This window comes from Leptothoe sp. EHU-05/26/07-4, from assembly GCF_043421015.1.
Lineage (GTDB): Bacteria > Cyanobacteriota > Cyanobacteriia > Phormidesmidales > Phormidesmidaceae > Leptothoe > Leptothoe turfae.
In genome coordinates, this window is record NZ_JAXSQV010000001.1 from 412,133 (window position 1) to 429,984 (window position 17,852).

Sequence of the window (17,852 nt, forward strand, 5' to 3'; positions counted from 1 at the left end):
AATATTTTGACTACAATATAATAAAATCGTGTTTTTACATATCTGGTGGCTCATTAAGAATAGCTTCTGGAATATGCGACCTCTAGAAGCTCTACAGTTCAAGAGTTTCAGAAAAAGTCGAGTCCAGTTCTTAGGCTTGATGCTGAACTAGTATGTATGCATTAGCTATTCGGAGAGTGCTTTTATGTCTAGCATTCAGTCACTATCTAACCTCAAAGAGGTACTGCAACCAATAGCTGATATCAATATCCTTATCAAACTTGCTTCTTCCGAAGTTGAATATACTGATGGAGAACTTGCAGAAGTTATACAAGCTCAAAATTATTGGAAAACTCAGACAAAAGTAAACAAGTTCAAGGAACGTTGCACCAAGAATTTAACATTAGTTAAACAACGTGTTGATGAAAGAGAGACCGAATATTCTGCAGCTCGGAGAGAAGCTGATGCAAATGCACCTGGCCTTCGTCCTACAGGGCTATTTGTTGATAAGAAGGATCCACAATCAGTTAATCGTTACAATCAAAAAATAAACGAATACAATAATCAAGTTGATTTTCATAGGAGGCTAGTCGATCAATGTAATCGTGCAAAAGAGCGTTATGAAGATTCACTGGATAACTACAGAGAGAAGAAAGCAGATTTTGAAGAGCAAATTTTAAAACAAGAAGAAGAGCTCAAGCCAGCTTTGGAGTCTGATATTGTTATCTTTCTCGATAAGTTTCGAATACTTATTTTTGATTGCTTTCAGAAAAAACGCTTGATCTATGAAAGTTTCTTATTGTTATTTCTAGCAAAAATCTCTTACAGCTTTTTACACCCTAGGCTGGAGAATTACAGTGAACAGGCTAAGGCGAGTGATATTCTACTCCAATTCTCAAATACTACAGATGAATTGCTTAGTGAAAACAAAGCAGACTTAATCAAAGGTTTTTCTGAACTAATATCGCATCTCGATGAAGTTTTTCTAGACAATCAGGAGATTATACAAGAAATTCAACTCTTGCTAGAAGATTTACCATACGATACTTGCCACGAGAATGAAATTCGTGCTTCAGATTTGACTTCTCTTAAAACGGATAGTGACTTTAGATATCAACATTTGATTGATCCAGCAAAGCTTAGTAGTATCGCAAAAGAAATTGAAAACCGAAAATCAAGCTTTATTAGCTGGATTTCTGATATCAAAGCATTTACCCATGGTATCAAAGATATTTTCTCTGAAATTTCCGCAGTCTTAGCGGAATGCCAAGGAAAGCTTAAGCAAATGCATATAAACAAAGATGAACTAGGAGAGACTTTTGGTCAAATAGTATTTGTATTAGGTGTTTTTGAGGAAAATATTCAAAGTCGATACTTTGACTCACAGAAGCCTATCCTTGACAGGATTCAACTGGAGTTAGAGTCATCTTATGAAGATTCGATTTTCCAAAGAGTGCAAGAGATTCATGAAACTCAATTGCTAACTATTTCAGCGGAGAGAAAAATACGAAACAATAAATGTTTTATCTTCTTAGAATATCAATCAAAGCTCCAGGAAAAATGGAGAGAACTCGAAGACGGTATACATAAATTAGATAATGTTCTATCAGAAATAGATGAACAGCCTAACAAGTATGCACAGCAGTTTAAACGTAAAATTGAAAACCTTCTAGGCAGTTCTATTCTACCTATAGCAAACCTACTGATAGTATTCTTTTTAAGTCGAGAGTTTCAGAAATTTTCTCCGGCTCTAAAAAGTGCACATCCATCTTATGTTAGGCTTCGTAGCAATTTGATATCTCGTCTACAAATTGTTGTCATAGCACATGTAGTCTTAGCTTTCTTGATTGCTAGTGCAGTGTATGTGACCAATGGTCGTCAAAAAATTCTAATTGGCATTGGAGCAATTACATATGCTATTTCTGCTGGTTTTCTGTACGTAAAGCGTCGACAATTATATGATCACTCACGTCCTAAAAATGATTCAAGAAAAGATGTAGATTTCTGATGCTGTATTGAAGTGACTTACAATGGCTGTACTTAAGGGCACTTCTATTAATTGTCTAATGTCACCCTTTGAGAAACTAAAACCCTAGAAAACTCGTTCTTATTTTCAACCAAATCTGAATAAATAGAGGTGCCCTTAATTGAGGTTTGTTTAAACTTCCATAGAGATTGAGCTCAAGAGATACATTTGTATTGTCTGTTTGTCGATCAATACAAATGTATCTCTTGAGTTTATATTTTGATGATTTTATTTCTATTTCATTCATAGACTTGAATTCATAATTGACATTGACTGTTAACCACTCTTATCATTTTTCTCTGTAAAATAAAAATACGTACTTATAGAAGTGTCAGCATACTAACCTGGCATCCTTCTACTATCTAAAAAGTAGTATGATCTGGGTGGTGCTTGTCCTCAACTTTATTCAAAACCGCTATGAAGAATACTGATGAGAATACAGGTGATTCAAAAGAGGATTTAAAAAAGGACTTACTAGCTTCATCTCAACGATGGAGATACTTGAACAATTTCCTTGTGAGTAGCTTGCTTGTAGGCTTTGTGTGCTATTTAGGTTTTGGTTTACTTAGTAACCCTCGAACTAAAGCTAGCAGAGTTGATCTACCTTCAAAAAATGACAATCAGTTGACATCAGACAATACTGATAATCTGGTTCGGGATTCGTCATCTGAGATATCTGAATCGACTCAAAGCGGTACCTCTTCCAATTTAGAAAGTAATTCTTCTAGAGTGAAATTGGTTCAACCCCCAATTGCTCAATCAACCATCACGCCTAAGGCTAAGGAATCGTGTGGAGATTCGGTTTTATCAAAAGAGGATTATCCTGCCGTCGCTTATGCTGTTGCAGCAGATTATACAGAAGCACGCTTAGAAAAAATTCAAGACTACTACTGTATGGATGCTAAATCTAAAGATGGCGAATACATACAAATAGCGTCCTTTTACAGTAGAGAACGTGCACAAGCCTTTAGCCAAAAAATTAAAAGCAAGGTTGGTAGTGGCTATATACGAAAGCCAGTTTGGATAGCTGAACCAGGTAAATTAGTACAATTTCCAATAGATACCTGCAGTGATATCGAGCTTAAAGTAACTGAGCGAAAAGTTTACTTTTCTAGTGTTCTAGTACCTTTCAAAGACAGGACAAAACAAAAAATCCAGGAAAATCTGTGCAAGGAAATTGGTGTAGTTGAGTCCGGACAAAAAATAGAAATTGCTAAAATCCGAGATGCAGAAGAAGCGAAGCAATTTGCAAGCTTTCTTAAGGAGCATCTTGAGTCTAACGAGGTTGAGGTTATACAAAGTGAATTGGATAAAAATGAGAATGACCTTACAGTAGCATCCTTAAAAATGTGTGAGGATGCTAAATCTGAAGACTACAATGCTTTTGGTCAATATGAGTACTCTATTGAATTTGGTGATTATAGAGGCGAATTTTCATTTGTAGAACAGCGAAGTACAGTCTTGACCGTAACCTGGCAAAATGATGCAAACATTCAGGAGTCAATTAGGCAGAATTTAAAGCTTCTTCATTGTCCATTTGGTTATGCTTTGGTCGGTAGCGATCCATGGGATCCCGTATCAGAATCGCCGTCTAAAAATTATATTTCCGATATTTTCTTTGGGCGTAGGAACAATGGAAAATTCAATTGGTATGCTTGTGATATTCATTATTATTATGTCTGTAAGGAAGGAAGTAAGCTTGTGAGAAGCTAAAGACAAATAGATGTATTCAATCTTTTCATACTGGCTTTGAAAAGTTATTAGGGTATATATTGGAGTGCCATTTGATGAAGACTACTAATCCTTTGAAATGGTTGTGGGTTCTAGTTCCTGTTTGGCAGAGTTTTATTACTTTGCCATTAAGTAATTGGATTAGAGTTAATTATTTTTTTGAGAGTTGGTTTGAACTCTTGGCACTTTTACTTATTGCCTTTTCAGCTCTTTTGGCATGTTTAGCTGGATTAGTGATTATCTACACTAATCAAATCCGAAAATTGGCACATGAATATGAATTCTCAAGCTCAATCATTGCTTCGGCTTTTCTACTTTCATATTTAATTATAGTTTTCTCATCTATAGCTAACGACGGCAGTCTAAATTTTGTTTTTGCGTTCTTGGTGCTGGGCTTAGCTATTTGGCAAACTGTAATAGCAATTTATTGTTTAAATTCTTTCAAGATAGAAGCTCTTCAAAGGAAAATTTTCAATTATCTTGAACCTTTACGAGAGAGAATAGATAACTCTCAATCCTTGATAAAAAAACTGAAAGATTTTGAATGGGAAACCGAGAAAAAATTAGTCCTACTTTTGGAAAATCAAGAGTTGATTAAAGATTCAGTTAGGAGTTATGAGAGAGAGGAGAAAAAAAATAAGAGAGTTTTCTCTAGGGTTCAGTCAAAAGTTCATGAGATACATTGCCGAGAGCGCAATTTCGTTCATCAAGAATCTACGTGCTTGCCAAATATTTTGATCAAGAGATATAGAGAGCATTCAGTTTATAGTTCTAAATCCAGGGCAAAACGCTTTAATAGGAACGTCGCCCAAATTAAAGTAGAATTTCTTCATCAAATTGGCGACCTTAAGCAAGCTGAAAGAGTAACTCGAAATACTTTCTCGGAAGCTTCTTTTAAGAACTCTCAACAAGCAGCCAGCTTATTTCATGAGATTAGTTATTTAACTCAAGATGCTGATATTTTACGTAACGACGTTACTCAATTGATCGAGTCAACAAAAGAATACGTCAGCAAATATGAAAATATATTTCATGAGGCTCCTCAACTAGTGAACTGTTCAGATGAACAACACGCTATTAGAAATTTGGAAAAAAGTGATTTCCTCATTAAGAGCATTGAAACATTAGACAGTGAGCTTCAGAATGCATTTCACACACCAGCCAGAGCAATTGATTCAGCCTACAATGAGTTGAGTCAAAAAAGCTCTGAACTCACTTGGGAGCCAGAACTTTCCTTTCAAGAAAATATCCAAGAACTACAGAAGATTATTCAAACTCATGAGTCTTCACTTGAGTATCGCTTAGAAGGCTATCAAGGTTCTACTACCAAACTTTACCAAGATACTGTAAGTTTACCGTCTCTAGAAGCCGCTGGTTTTATCATGGCACGTAATTTGGAGTGGTTCGAATTGCCAATCAGAATGCTTGCTCTCGGCTCTTCTGGTGCAGGGAAATCCATGTTTCTTGAGATGGCTCTTTATCCCATTTATCTGGAAATTGCTAGACAAGGTGCTACCTTAGATAAAGGTGAGGCTCTCCAGGGACCTCCTATACGTGTTCTTGTTTTTGATGTGGACGGAGAAGTTTTACCTTTAGTTGATCACGTTGGTATTTCTCCAAAACAACGATTTTTCCTAAATCCCTATGATGATCGAGGTGATGAGCATGGTTTTGTCGGTTGGGATGCTGCCAAAGATTTATCATCTCGTCGGGCTATTAGACGTTTTACCGAGATTATTCTAGCTGATGAAAAGAATTCGAATAGCAATCATTTTAATCGCCTTGCTCGGCAAGCATTACAGCTAGTTATGATTGCATTGCGTGAGGAAAAAGGAGATGAATGGAGCTTCTATGAGTCATTGTTTATTGCTACGGACATAAATGCATTAAAAGAGTTATTGAAAAAAAATAGTATTCATGGTTATAGAAGCTTGAATGAGGCTGTTTTTGGACGAGCTGAACACGGTAGCGACTTGTTTAGTACGATGATTAGTCGCTTGAATGACTTGATGGAGATTGCGGCTATTTGGCATCAAAGGAAAGTTAAAATCTCTATTCGTGATTGGTTGACCACATCTAGTGTTTTAGCTCTTAGCCGACTTGGAGATAGCTCAGATGCGATGAATCGGATTAATCAAGCTTTAATTCAGATTTTTGCAGATATTACAGAAAAAGAATCACCTAACGTTGATCATCTCACAACTACTGTGGTGATAGATGAAGCTACTATGTTGGCCCCACTGCCGGATGTAGATAAATTATGTACCTATGGTCGTAAAAAAGGAGTATCTGTTTATTTAGCCTTTCAATCAATACCTGAGGCACTTGAAAAATTTGGAGAAGGTTCACTTAAAGCCATTTTGGGTCAATGCGATGTAATGGCGTTACTACGTACAAATTGTCCTGATACAGCTAAGTGGATGTCAGAGCGATGTGGTGAATACCACAAAGAAGATTATCTCATTGATATTACTCTTGGAGAATCAGTACAAGATTCCAAAACTTTTACTACTGGTCAGAATGAATCAGTAACTCAAGGCACCTCTAAAAATAAAACTCACGGTACCACGAGTACCGAAACTTGGAATACAACGGATACCAATACGGTTAGTCAAGCATATACAAGCGGGACCACCGATACTTCTGGTCATACATACAACCAGGGTAAATCTACTTCTATTGCCAAAGGTGAAAATATAGGCAGTTCTGAAACCATAGGTGAATCCGATTCAACAAATCGTAATCGCACTAAGGGGTATGGAAAGAATTGGGGAAACGCATTTTCAGAGGGATGGCGTGATGGGGAAGGCTTTCTAGGATTTGGCTTTGGTAATGATACTCGAACATACTCTGATAATCACGGTGGTTCGAGAAACTGGAGTAAATCAGATGGCCGCAGCCATACTAACAATCGCAGCTATTCTAGAAATCAAAGCGAGTCTACTAATATGACTCAGTCTACAAATGAGGGAATATCCAAAAGTCAAAGCCATTCTGATAATAGTAGTCAGACTAATACGACAGGTTACTCACTGTCTAAGTCGGTAGGCGGTAGCCGTGGGGTAACTAATAGCGAAACCATTGGAAGTTCTGAAAGTCGTACATCCGGTTCCTCTACTAGTGATAGTATTGGTCAGCAGCAAGGCCGATCACGTAGTGTCACTGTTAGACAACAACGTCAACTTCATCCACGTGTTGAATACACTGAATTTTTAGATCAGCACTTTTCAACTAAGCACGCTGGTATAGGTGGTATTATCATTGCCCGTGACTTTCAGACTGAGCGAAATTCAGTGCGTCGAGTAGACTTACCACCTAATGTGGTGAGTATGGTTAAACCTGAGAAAACAGAATCTCTTCAGGGATTTATCTTACGTGATGAACAAGAAACTGAATCAATTGTTGAATCTGCTGACACAGAACTTGTACAAAGATATCTCGAAGACTATTCTGATATAAAAGAAGGCAAGGTCAGTAATAGTACCCAAAACAGAAAAAAAGATATTAGCTGGGTTGGGTTGTAAAACCAAACTACAGGCTTTGAGAGTGGTTGTAGCGGTGCTCTAAGCTTTGCTGCTGCTCAATAGAGTCGTTTTGATTTAAGTCAGACTCGATTTTTTGCTCATTATATTTCTCTAAATAGCTTTCATAATGACCGGCACCCGAAAGTTCTTTGACTAAAAGGTCTGCAGCTACTTGATTATCCTGTGAAGGCTCCTGACTCCACCCATCTTCTGGAGCTGATAATGTTGCTTCTTTTATTTCACCGGATGGTAATTGAGCCGTTATGAGAGCGGGCAGATCAGGCCCTTCTACATCAACTCTCAAGCTTGGATATTCAGCGACTTTCTGCTTAACATAATCAGAAAATTGTTCAAGAGTCAAAGGTTCTTCAGCATATGGCTCTAACAAGCTTATTGATGCGTCTTCTTGATCTTTCTGTGCTGCTTCAAGTGTCTCTTGTGCTTGTCCCATCCTTTCTACAAGAGGACTGTCTTGCATTTGAAGCTCAGCTTCTTGGGCCTTTTCTAAGGTTTCTGGAAGTTGAGAAAGATTTTGTTCGTTCTCTAAGGCATCTTGACTGTTCGATGGATTAATATAGTTCTCAACGATATCGGGAACAGCCTCAATTGCTTCCCTACCTATTTCACCTACAGCTTCAACAGCTTCAGATGTGATTTCAGCTGCACCTTCAACAGCTTCACCAATAGCTTCTATCCCTAATTTACCAAGGTCCTGAGCTCCATCAACAATATTACTAATGCCATCAGAGATATTGCCAAAACTTTCACCAATATTACCCTGCAGTATATTATCTCTAGCAGATTCAAGATTCTCAAACCCCTCAACGATATCTTGAGAAACCTCACCAAAGTTTTCAATTACCGCACCTGAAATCTCTGTAGCAGCCTCGCCAATCTCTTGGGATACCTCCATAACCCCTTCAACGGCTTCGCCAGCTATCCCCCCCACTGCTTCTACATAATCATTGACTTGTCCTAAGTGTCCCTCAACTGCTTCTCCGATACCTTCTGGATCTACAGCTGTTTTTGCATAATCACGTATAGTCTCACCAGCATCTTCTACTAAACCACCTGCATCTTTCAGAGTATCAAGCCCTTTTGTGCTTGCAGTTGTAAGATTATTAGCATCCTCTTGCTCAAGTGTCTCTTGTGCTTGTCCCATCCTTTCTACAAGAGGACTGTCTTGCATTTGAAGCTCAGCTTCTTGGGCCTTTTCTAAGGTTTCTGGAAGTTGAGAAAGATTTTGTTCGTTCTCTAAGGCATCTTGACTGTTCGATGGATTAATATAGTTCTCAACGATATCAGGAACAGCCTCAATTGCTTCCCTACCTATTTCACCTACAGCTTCAACAGCTTCAGATGTGATTTCAGCTGCACCTTCAACAGCTTCACCAATAGCTTCTATCCCTAATTTACCAAGGTCCTGAGCTCCATCAACAATATTACTAATGCCATCAGAGATATTGCCAAAACTTTCACCAATATTACCCTGCAGTATATTATCTCTAGCAGATTCAAGATTCTCAAACCCCTCAACGATATCTTGAGAAACCTCACCAAAGTTTTCAATTACCGCACCTGAAATCTCTGTAGCAGCCTCGCCAATCTCTTGGGATACCTCCATAACCCCTTCAACGGCTTCGCCAGCTATCCCCCCCACTGCTTCTACATAATCATTGACTTGTCCTAAGTGTCCCTCAACTGCTTCTCCGATACCTTCTGGATCTACAGCTGTTTTTGCATAATCACGTATAGTCTCACCAGCATCTTCTACTAAACCACCTGCATCTTTCAGAGTATCAAGCCCTTTTGTGCTTTCATCTAATGTCTGCTTACTTTCACTCATGTTAAATCTAAATTGAAAAGTCAGTTGATTCTAAGAATTGCCCTTCAAAGTTCTACTTGATTACTAATGTCTAATTTTTTAGATAATCCTATATCTATAGTGATTAATTGTAATGCTCCACTTTATTAAAAACATGAGAATCAGTATTAAAAAAATTAAACATATAGATATTTCAAGACCAGGCTATCCAACTGAGTAAGTCTATTCATCTGGGGAGAACGAGTTTTGAGGCTGTATCAGTTTATTGCCCTTGCGAGGTAGTGCGAATGCTCATGATTGTATGTCTTGCTCTTAAAAAGAAGAAGTACAAAATAACTAGTTAGCGCTTGTGAGATCTCACCCACCAACCACTCACAGCATGTGCGCTGTCTTATTACCTGTCTGCCGTTTAGTCTGCTTCTGCCCCATGGCTAAATCCTTCTGCATAGCCATCTGAGCCTTCTCAGACAAAGCCTTTCCCTTTACTACATCTGTAGCGACCTCAGCAATCCGCGTCAGATACTTCTCAGATCGCCCCAACTTCCAGGCCGTCTGATGCCATTGCCACAATTGCTGTAGCTGCCCTTCATCAAGTTCAGACTGCTGCGCCTGCTCCGGCTGCCCATGATTCACCAACCGCTCATTCCAATCCTTCCCGTAAGCAGGCCGTAACCGTTTAACCCCTGGCACTTGCGCCGCCACCCGCCAGGCCATCATCTCCCCAGCCTTATCCGCATCAAACGCTGCTATGACCTGTCCATTGCGCTGCAAAACCGCCTTCAGTGCCGCCACTGGCACCCCGCCCGTCCCATCCGTAGACAGATACACCGTCACCCCACCCTGCTGCCGCCGTTCCTTATCCAGCACCGCCAACGACATCGTATCAATGGGTGATTCCGTCAGCAGCACCCGCTGTACAGGCCCTTGCCCCGTCCCAATCCGAAACCAGCCCAACTCCCGCACCGACCCTGGCACCAGCCGATGATAGCTATTGTGCTCCCCCCAGGTGCCCCGCAGACTGGCTCCCGTCACCTCACCTCGCTGCCAGCCACCACCCTGCAAACCATGGCGCACAAACACCGCATTTTGATGGTCATCTGCATACACCAGCCCCTTCTCATGCACCCGGTCAACCAACGCCTCTGGTAGCTTACGCCGATTCACCAGATACTCCTTCACCCCCGCCCAGCGCTTTTCACTGGGGTCAGGCATCTCTAAACGCTTCGGCTCTGCCTCAGCTTCCGTCTGTCGCACAGGCGCAATTACCGGCACTGCCGTCAGGTCCTGGCCAGACAGCCACTCCACCGCTGAACGAAACTCCACCCTCTGTACATGCATCACCAGGTCAATGGCCCCACCGCCCCCTTTATCCGCCAGCCAATCCATAAACAGCGTCTGGCTAATGCTGATAATGTGGTCCCCATCGCGCCACTTGTGTTTGTCATAGCGGTCCTGCTCCAACCCCAAATTGGCCGCTATCACCTCCAAATCCAGATTCCTCACCTCATCCGCCACCTCGTGCAACGACGGCTTTGATATGGGGTGATTGATCACCTGCTTTATAGGCGTTAGAGGCTTTTCAACAGATGGCTTCTCCTCAGGCGTCTTGGCTGACACATCCCATGCAGGATCTGGTCCTGTTGCTTCACTATGGGGTTGACCTACTATCGTCGAGAATTGCTCCACATCAAAGAGATTGGCCTCACCCGTTGTTTCATTTTGTTGTTCGCCTACCTCAACAACAGTTGCCACCTCAGAAACCTGATCACTTCTCTCCTTAGCCTGCCACTGTGATTTTGCCGCCTCCGCAAATCCCTGAGCCAGAATATTCTTTGAGAATACCTGAGCAAAATTGCGGTCGGGTGCCCGCAGCTCTCCTCCCTGTAATGGATTCTGTACTGCTGTCTCTCTAAATTCCAGACTCTCCTCCTGAAACAAGAACACCATTTCTGTATCGATAAACGTGTCCCCGTTCTGGCTCAAATAATGCGTCAGATACAGCTCCTCTCCATGACGTTCCACCACCAGCGGAATATAGGGCTCATTCTCAATCTTGAAATGAAAGTCGTCACTCTCCAATACCGCCTGGTAAATCCCTGCCTCTTTGAGAAACCGAATCACCCGCTTTTCCAGATACCCCATGGACATCGTCTTCTCAGCTGCCTCAGGCTTTTGAGCCACCGGCACCGGCTCTGGATTAACCGCCTTCTTTTTCAAAATGGGCTGAATCGGCTTTGGCTGCATCACTCTTGGCGGAACACTTACAGGTGGCACCGGTTCTGTCTCCACCGTTTTCAGCTCCGGTAACGTAATCCCCAAATACTCCCGCGCAATCTCCTGGTGCTCAAAGGCTGCCAGTGCATAGCCTCGCTCCTCCATTAACACCGTCAGCGTTGACTCAAACCGTTCCGACCGCACCACCACTTCCATCCGATTACTCACCGAATAAAAATCCGACCCTGCCGCCTCAATCAAGCCCTCATCCAGGTAATACTTCCCACCGGATTCCTTCGACTTAGGAGCCTGCGCCACAAAGCCACTCCCATTCCGCTGAGCCTTTACCAACAACAACTCATCTAGAGTCTTCACCACCCCCTCTCGCTGAGTTAAATTTGTCAGAAACGCCTTTACCTGATGGGGCTGCTTAAACACTACTGGCTCTTTTTTCAGGGCCTCGGTAATGTCAAACCCCTTAGCCATCATCAGTCCCTGACGCACATCACCCTGGTAGTCGGTATAGTTAACCAGCTTGCCACCAGGGTATTTCTCAAAGGCTCGAATCAGATTGCCTGTAAAGATTTGCCGATTCACCCGCCCAGCCGTCTGCCGAGTGTCAAACAGTTCATAGATATCCGTACCAAAAAAGTCTTTTTCCTCGCGGTTTATTCTCAAGGCACCTTCCCGATGACTATTCACCTTAGAGAGCGGCACCGTCAGTTGCCGCATGGCATCCGCTACAAATATCCGCAGCTTCCAATTGTTGGGTGCCGCAGGACTACCTGAGCGGTGTTTCTGTTCTATGCCTGCCACTACTCCGCAGAATGTTAACCGCTGTCCAGCGGTGAGTATCTGCACCGTAGCCCCCGGCGTAAAGTCTTGCAGCGCCCCAGCCACCTGCAGTACCTGATTATCCAGCCGGTCATTAAACTTTGTGATCGCCTCCGGCTCTCGCTTTTTCTGCACCATCACGGCCCGGTAGGTTTCTGTCTCCTCTGTCAGTGCATTGATAGTGTCAGTCACCTGTTGTTGTGCCTTTGCATCCAGCCCATCCGGGTCATGATCTTCAACCTGTTCAACCGTGTCTAACCCCAAAGACTCTCGCACCGCATTAATCACCTGGAGCTGAGTCAGTGGTTTGGTTTCACTCTTCGCATCCACCACCTCCAGATACACAGGTCCTGTAAATTCACTCTGGGTCTCATTCTCATCGGCAATCACCTCCATCCGCGCCAGGGGCCTTGCATCCAGGTCCAGCTGATCTGCCTCTAAAATGTTCTCCCCCATGGACCGCGCCTGGTCAACCAAATCCTGATATTCCGACTCAATCAGGCTATACACGGCTTCCTGTTCTGCCACGGGCAACAATGGAATCCGTCCCGTCACCTTCTTTACCAGGGCAATTTCAGACGCATCCCCACTGACCTGGGCGATGGGAAAATCCAGTTTGGCATTGAGTTCAGGATCATCATTGAGCAGATCGCTCACCACCTGCTCACCATAGAGATTCATAAAATCCACCACATTGCTCAAGGAGATATCCGTCTCTCTGGCAGCCGTGGTATTCGCATTCAAGCTGGCCATCTTGCGACATAGAATTGCCCCTGGTCGTTTCTCTGCTGGAATATCCCCCATTAACAGGGTGTATCGCGGCAGCTCCACCTGGCCTGTACGATGGACTCGACCCAGCATTTGCATAAACACATTAATGTCCCGCTCCGCCTGAGCCACAATCATATGTCGAGGCCGCTGGTCCGCAAACTTCTCCGACGCATGGAGAGAAATCCCCGTAGACCCAGAACAGTTCAACAGAATCACATCCGCATCGCCCGCATTAAAGCGAGCCACCGCATCAATCTTGGCCTTTGCCGTCGATTCCTGGTCCGGTCTCACTTTATAGGCGGTCGTCCCATCGGCGTCATAGTGAATCCCGGCTTTACGCCCAGTCACCTCTGCTACCTGGTATCCTGCCCGCTCCAGCTGTTGCTCAATATAGTCAATGGGGCTAATGGGAATCGAACTAAAGTCTCCGTCTCGAATTGTTTCTAAAGCATCTTCATAGGCTATCACCCCATTCATACCCAACTGGTCATCACTCAACCGATGCCGCGTCATTTCACCGCGATAGTCACGGGTAATCACATCCCGAGACCGTTCCAGATACCGCTCCAATAAATCAGCAAAGGAGAGATCAATCGGGTCACGGTCGTTAAGATCATGGGCGTCCGCATAGGCTTGAATAAAACTGCCCATGGTATTGGCCACTGCAATTACAGGCTTCTCTCCTCGTTCCAGGGCGTCCATTGCCGCCTGCACCGTCGCCTCCGCTTTCTGAGCCAATAATCCCTGTTCAATGCAGTTGTGCATCAGTGAGGTAAAGTTGGTGCTTTTGGCCCCCACATCGCCAATGGCTCCATCTTCACTCAGGGCCTTAGCTGCTGCTTTGAGTTCCTTACTCAGCTCTTTAATCGCCTTCTGCTTGGCTCGGTCAAAATCCTTAATCGCCCGCATCGCTGCTGAGAACTGGTCGGCTACCTCCCGGTCCACCGGTACCGTCTGCGCCTGAAACGTAATGCCTTCATAGGAGCGCTCTCGCCGCAGCATCTGCCCAGAAGCGACAAACTTACTGGCCACAATCTGCTGTAGCGGCACCCCACCCCTTGTCAAAATATTTTCCAGCGCCGTAATGCTGCTTACCCCCAGCCGCAGATCGGTGCGTCTGGCATAGAGATCCATCACATCAGGGCGTTTGGCATAGGTGGCCGATGAGTAAAACACCCCAGCCGAGTTATCGATCAGTTCTCGCACAAATGTGGCCCGATCCGGTGGTCCATTGGCCTGCCATCGTTGCTGACTCCCCCCGGCCTGGTGCGCCTCATCCAAAATCAAAATGGCATTGGGCATCATCGTCCGCAAAAACTGTCGCCGCAGCGGTTCTTTTTTTCCCACCGTTTGCAGCTGACTGTAGGTAGTAAACACCGCGCTGTAGGGCTGCACCGTCCCCCGACGCATCATGTCACCCATCTGTTGTTTTTGCTGAGCGGCACCGCTGGTCTTGAGACTGCCACCATTGGCCAGGGGAATCTCCGTACTGCTATCGGTAATAAAAGGCCGAAAGCCCCGCATCCCAATATCCGTCACATCCCGCATCATGTCGGCATAAAGGGGCTTATCCTTAGTGACAAAGACCGCAATTTTGCCCTGCTGCTGGGCATAGCGAATAATGCTGGCGCAAATTCTCCCTTTACCAATGCCCGTCTGGTCTCCGGTGATAAAACCCGCTCCCTGTTCAATGTGGCTAATGGCCAGAGCCGCTGCATCAATCTGTTCTGCACTTAGATACTGATACAGCTCTGAGCGAGACCCATAGCCCAACCGTGCTGCCAGATAATCATCAATATTGCCGTAGCGTTGTTCAAAGCGCTCCAGGGCTACCTGGGCCGCACTGGCCATATTGAAGGGAATCAGAGTTTGGGTTGGGGTGCCCTGGCTTTTGGGGAGATAGGGCACCTGTCTCGGTTGGGCATCCATGGCGGGTCCTGGAGTTAGGGTGTCAGGGTGACCAGCCAGTCCTCCAGAGGAGTATCGTCGTGCAGGGCTTGCCAGTCGAGAAATTCGGGATGATTGGGTAGAATCAGGTCCGTCACGGGGAAGGCCACGCCGTAATGTCTCAGCTGTTCCTGGAATCGCCAGGTATTGAGAATCAACGTCTCGCTCCACTGCTGTCGCCAGGTGTCCAGATCGTTGTCTTCCAGCAGTGGTACTGTCTGGGCTGAATCCAGTTGTTCCAGACTGTTGGCCAGCAGTGCCTGAGTCTCTTTGAGCGATGTCGCCTGAGCCGATTGTTGAATCATCCGGTCCAGTCGCGTTTGCATCAGTGCCAGATAGGTTTTCTCGTCCAGTGTGTTCATCTCCTGGGGGAGCCGCACGATAAACAGGGACGGCAGCCACTGGGGTTTCCACAGCGTTTGAAAGCTGGGATAGCGCTGGGTCATAAACGGGTAGGTCCAGGGAGAAATCATGGTGAATTGGGTCATTGGGTAAACACTCCTTAAGATCATCAAATGACGAGTAGATGCGGGGTACGTCAGCCGCCGGTAATGGCCGTTCGGCAGTGCCCGTGCCGTTAATCACAATCACATCGATGGGAAAGCCTGCGCCTTGTTTGCGGTAGAGATCATCGTGGAGCGATAGGTGTTGGGTAACGCGATAGTGCTGATAGAGCAGATGATAAAAGGCCCGACTCTCACGACTGTTATAGCGCTCAGAGCGCTGGTCTGTGTCACGGCCTAGCTTACCGCCCAGAATCAAAACCGCTCGGCCATCAGGTTTCATGGCTTGCAGGGCATTGAATGAGATCACCTGATCAATCTGGCTGGTCCAGGTGTCATATATCCGAAATCGTCGGGTGCGACGGTTGTCATCGACAACGGTGCCAAAGGGAGGGTTACAGATGACGACATCCACCTGCTCCGTTGGACGATAGATCAGTGCATCTTCCTGGGTGAGCTGCCGGTAACCACGAGTCGCCAGTTCACCATAGCGATCTGGATTAATCTCGTTGGCGATCACCTGGCTAGATGTCGCTCCTAACAACAAGGCTCCATGGCCTGCAGTGGGTTCATACACCGTGGTCTCTGGCGTAATCCCAGCAAGCACACTGGCAAAATAAGCAATAGGCACCGGAGTGCTGTATGCCTGTTGAAGAACTGAGGTGGATGACTTTACCCCTAGCTTGGGTTGCCGTTGAAGCAGGTCGACCAGAAGATCATACGCTTGATGGGTGGTTTCAGCCTGGGCAATCAATTGCCGTGCGGATCGCACCACCCCCACTTCAATGGCTTCATCCACCTGTTTCGCCAGTGCTGTTCCTGGCCGTACCGGTTCACCTAAAATCTCTGCAGCAAACTGTCGCGCTGCCACAATGGTGGCAAAGCCCTGACCCAGTTGAAAATGGTTGGTAAATGCTGCCGCTAGAGATGCCTGCATCAGCCCATCTCCAGTTGTTGTGAGGCCACCGGTTTAATGGCAGATACTGAAGGTCGCATTTGCACCGACCGCATCCGCTGGGCCAGCCGATCAAAGTGGGCAAAGTCCTTGGGTCCTAGCTTGGAGAATACTTCCCCTGCCTGCCGTTGGAAAACCACGCCTCGGCCCTGACGCTTATCCGTAATCCGCAACAGATTGCCAGCTCCCATTTCCAGCTTGAACTGACCACCGTCTTTATCCCAGCAATGGGCACGGGCAATATTGCGCAAGAAGACACGAACTGTTCGTTCTACCCGATCTGTTTTTGCCGTGTAATTGGCTTCTACATCCAGAGCCCCTTGGGGCATCACCCGCTGATCTCGTTTGAGTGAGATCAGGTCCTGTCGTTGAAAGTCACTGAGGCGGTCACTTACCTCCAGTAGTTTGATGCGATGACCCAATCCCAGTTGACGAAATGCCTGAAACTGCATCAATACTCCCTGCTGATCTCGTAAGGTATAGAGATTCGTGCCCTTAAACGAAAGCCGATAGTTACCCAGTCTGTAGTGATGTTCTCCCGTGCGCTCATAGCTACGGTGGAACAGGCCTAAAACGGCATAGGCCAGCCGCTGATCTCGTAATACCTGAGGCTGTCGTGAAAGCCACTGAGCCCCCTGTTTCATCTGGGTCTTAACTTGCTGTTTCCAGTCTTTCGTAGTTGTTTGTAGGGTTTGACGAGTTTGTTCATGGGGGATTTTAGCAATCTCTCGATCTAAAACTGCTAGCGCAGGTGGACTATCCTCAGCTGGTGTTTGCTCAGCTGTAACAGGTTCAGGCATCTCTCCCAACTGCGCTATCCGCATCCGTTCCGTGATGGCGTGAAACGTTTGCCAATCAGCCTGAGTAACCTGCTCATTCAGAATGGTGCCTTGTCGTGATGACAGAATGACATCATCCTCTTGGGACACTGATAGCAGATCACCTTGCTGTTGAATGGTGTATTGACCAACTGCAACCGCCTGATACGTGGGTGTTTCCTGCCCCAGAGGATTGAGCAACAGCTGAGCCGCTACAGCCACATCATTTGCCAGGTCTGACGTGATTGGTGTGGATGCCGGTAATGGTTCCTCTTCTACAACTGATTCAGCTATCGGCTCAGGTTCAGGCGATGCCTGCTCAAGTGTGAGCTGAATCTGATTAATCGTGATCGTGCCATCCCGTTCTTCTCGAAATAGAACCTGTCCCTGATCTCGAATTTCGATATTGGGAACCTTGCCCTCATAGTCGTTTGGATCGCTATCCGGTGTGACCGATCGCTGGAGAGCATCCACAATCACCTTCAGCGTATTCGGTGTTAGTTCCCGCCGTTGGGTGCCATCGGCCAGGGTGCCATACACCACCCGACGTCCCATCTGGATGCGGAGGCTATCTTCAACAGGCACAGAGGGCTGTTGAGTCTGACGGTGGAGTGTGGCATAGAGTCGCTGGGTGACCTGACCAATGGCCATCAGCAGTTGAGCTTCATCCTCCTGCATTGCCAGGGCGTCTTCTGTACGAATCGTAAATGGCATGGTAATTCTCT

General features: G+C 45.3%; 6 protein-coding genes. 3 read left to right on the top strand and 3 right to left on the bottom strand.

What is annotated here, in order from left to right; all coding sequences use genetic code 11:
* Window positions 1-184 precede the first annotated feature (184 nt).
* From U2F10_RS01705 to U2F10_RS01715, 3 genes are all read left to right on the top strand, one after another.
* Complete coding sequence (locus tag U2F10_RS01705) at window positions 185-1,987, top strand: AI-2E family transporter (protein ID WP_499870345.1); 1,803 nt, start codon at window positions 185-187, stop codon at window positions 1,985-1,987.
* 435 nt (window positions 1,988-2,422) lie between these two features.
* Window positions 2,423-3,718: a hypothetical protein gene (locus U2F10_RS01710; RefSeq protein WP_499870346.1), complete on the top strand. Its 1,296-nt coding sequence runs from the start codon at window positions 2,423-2,425 to the stop codon at window positions 3,716-3,718.
* 74 nt (window positions 3,719-3,792) lie between these two features.
* Window positions 3,793-7,260, top strand: a complete 3,468-nt coding sequence (locus U2F10_RS01715; RefSeq protein ID WP_499870347.1) for a type IV secretory system conjugative DNA transfer family protein — start codon at window positions 3,793-3,795, stop codon at window positions 7,258-7,260.
* Between the two features lie 7 nt (window positions 7,261-7,267).
* Here the strand turns inward: U2F10_RS01715 and U2F10_RS01720 are convergent, their stop codons facing one another.
* From U2F10_RS01720 to U2F10_RS01730, 3 genes are all read right to left on the bottom strand, one after another.
* Window positions 7,268-9,106, bottom strand: a complete 1,839-nt coding sequence (locus U2F10_RS01720) for a phage tail family protein (RefSeq protein ID WP_499870349.1) — start codon at window positions 9,104-9,106, stop codon at window positions 7,268-7,270.
* 351 nt (window positions 9,107-9,457) lie between these two features.
* Window positions 9,458-16,291: a strawberry notch C-terminal domain-containing protein gene (locus U2F10_RS01725; RefSeq protein WP_499870351.1), complete on the bottom strand. Its 6,834-nt coding sequence runs from the start codon at window positions 16,289-16,291 to the stop codon at window positions 9,458-9,460.
* Window positions 16,291-17,841 carry a hypothetical protein gene (locus tag U2F10_RS01730; protein ID WP_499870352.1) on the bottom strand — a complete coding sequence of 517 codons (1,551 nt, stop codon included), beginning with the start codon at window positions 17,839-17,841 and terminating at the stop codon, window positions 16,291-16,293. Before U2F10_RS01730 ends, U2F10_RS01725 begins: the two co-directional genes overlap by 1 nt.
* Window positions 17,842-17,852 lie beyond the last annotated feature (11 nt).

Coding starts and splice junctions, on each gene's coding strand:
- U2F10_RS01705 (WP_499870345.1), top strand. CDS start 185: ATGTCTAGCATTCAGTCACTATCTAACCTCAAAGAGGTACTGCAACCA.
- U2F10_RS01720 (WP_499870349.1), bottom strand. CDS start 9,106: ATGAGTGAAAGTAAGCAGACATTAGATGAAAGCACAAAAGGGCTTGAT.
- U2F10_RS01725 (WP_499870351.1), bottom strand. CDS start 16,291: ATGCAGGCATCTCTAGCGGCAGCATTTACCAACCATTTTCAACTGGGT.
- U2F10_RS01715 (WP_499870347.1), top strand. CDS start 3,793: ATGAAGACTACTAATCCTTTGAAATGGTTGTGGGTTCTAGTTCCTGTT.
- U2F10_RS01710 (WP_499870346.1), top strand. CDS start 2,423: ATGAAGAATACTGATGAGAATACAGGTGATTCAAAAGAGGATTTAAAA.
- U2F10_RS01730 (WP_499870352.1), bottom strand. CDS start 17,841: ATGCCATTTACGATTCGTACAGAAGACGCCCTGGCAATGCAGGAGGAT.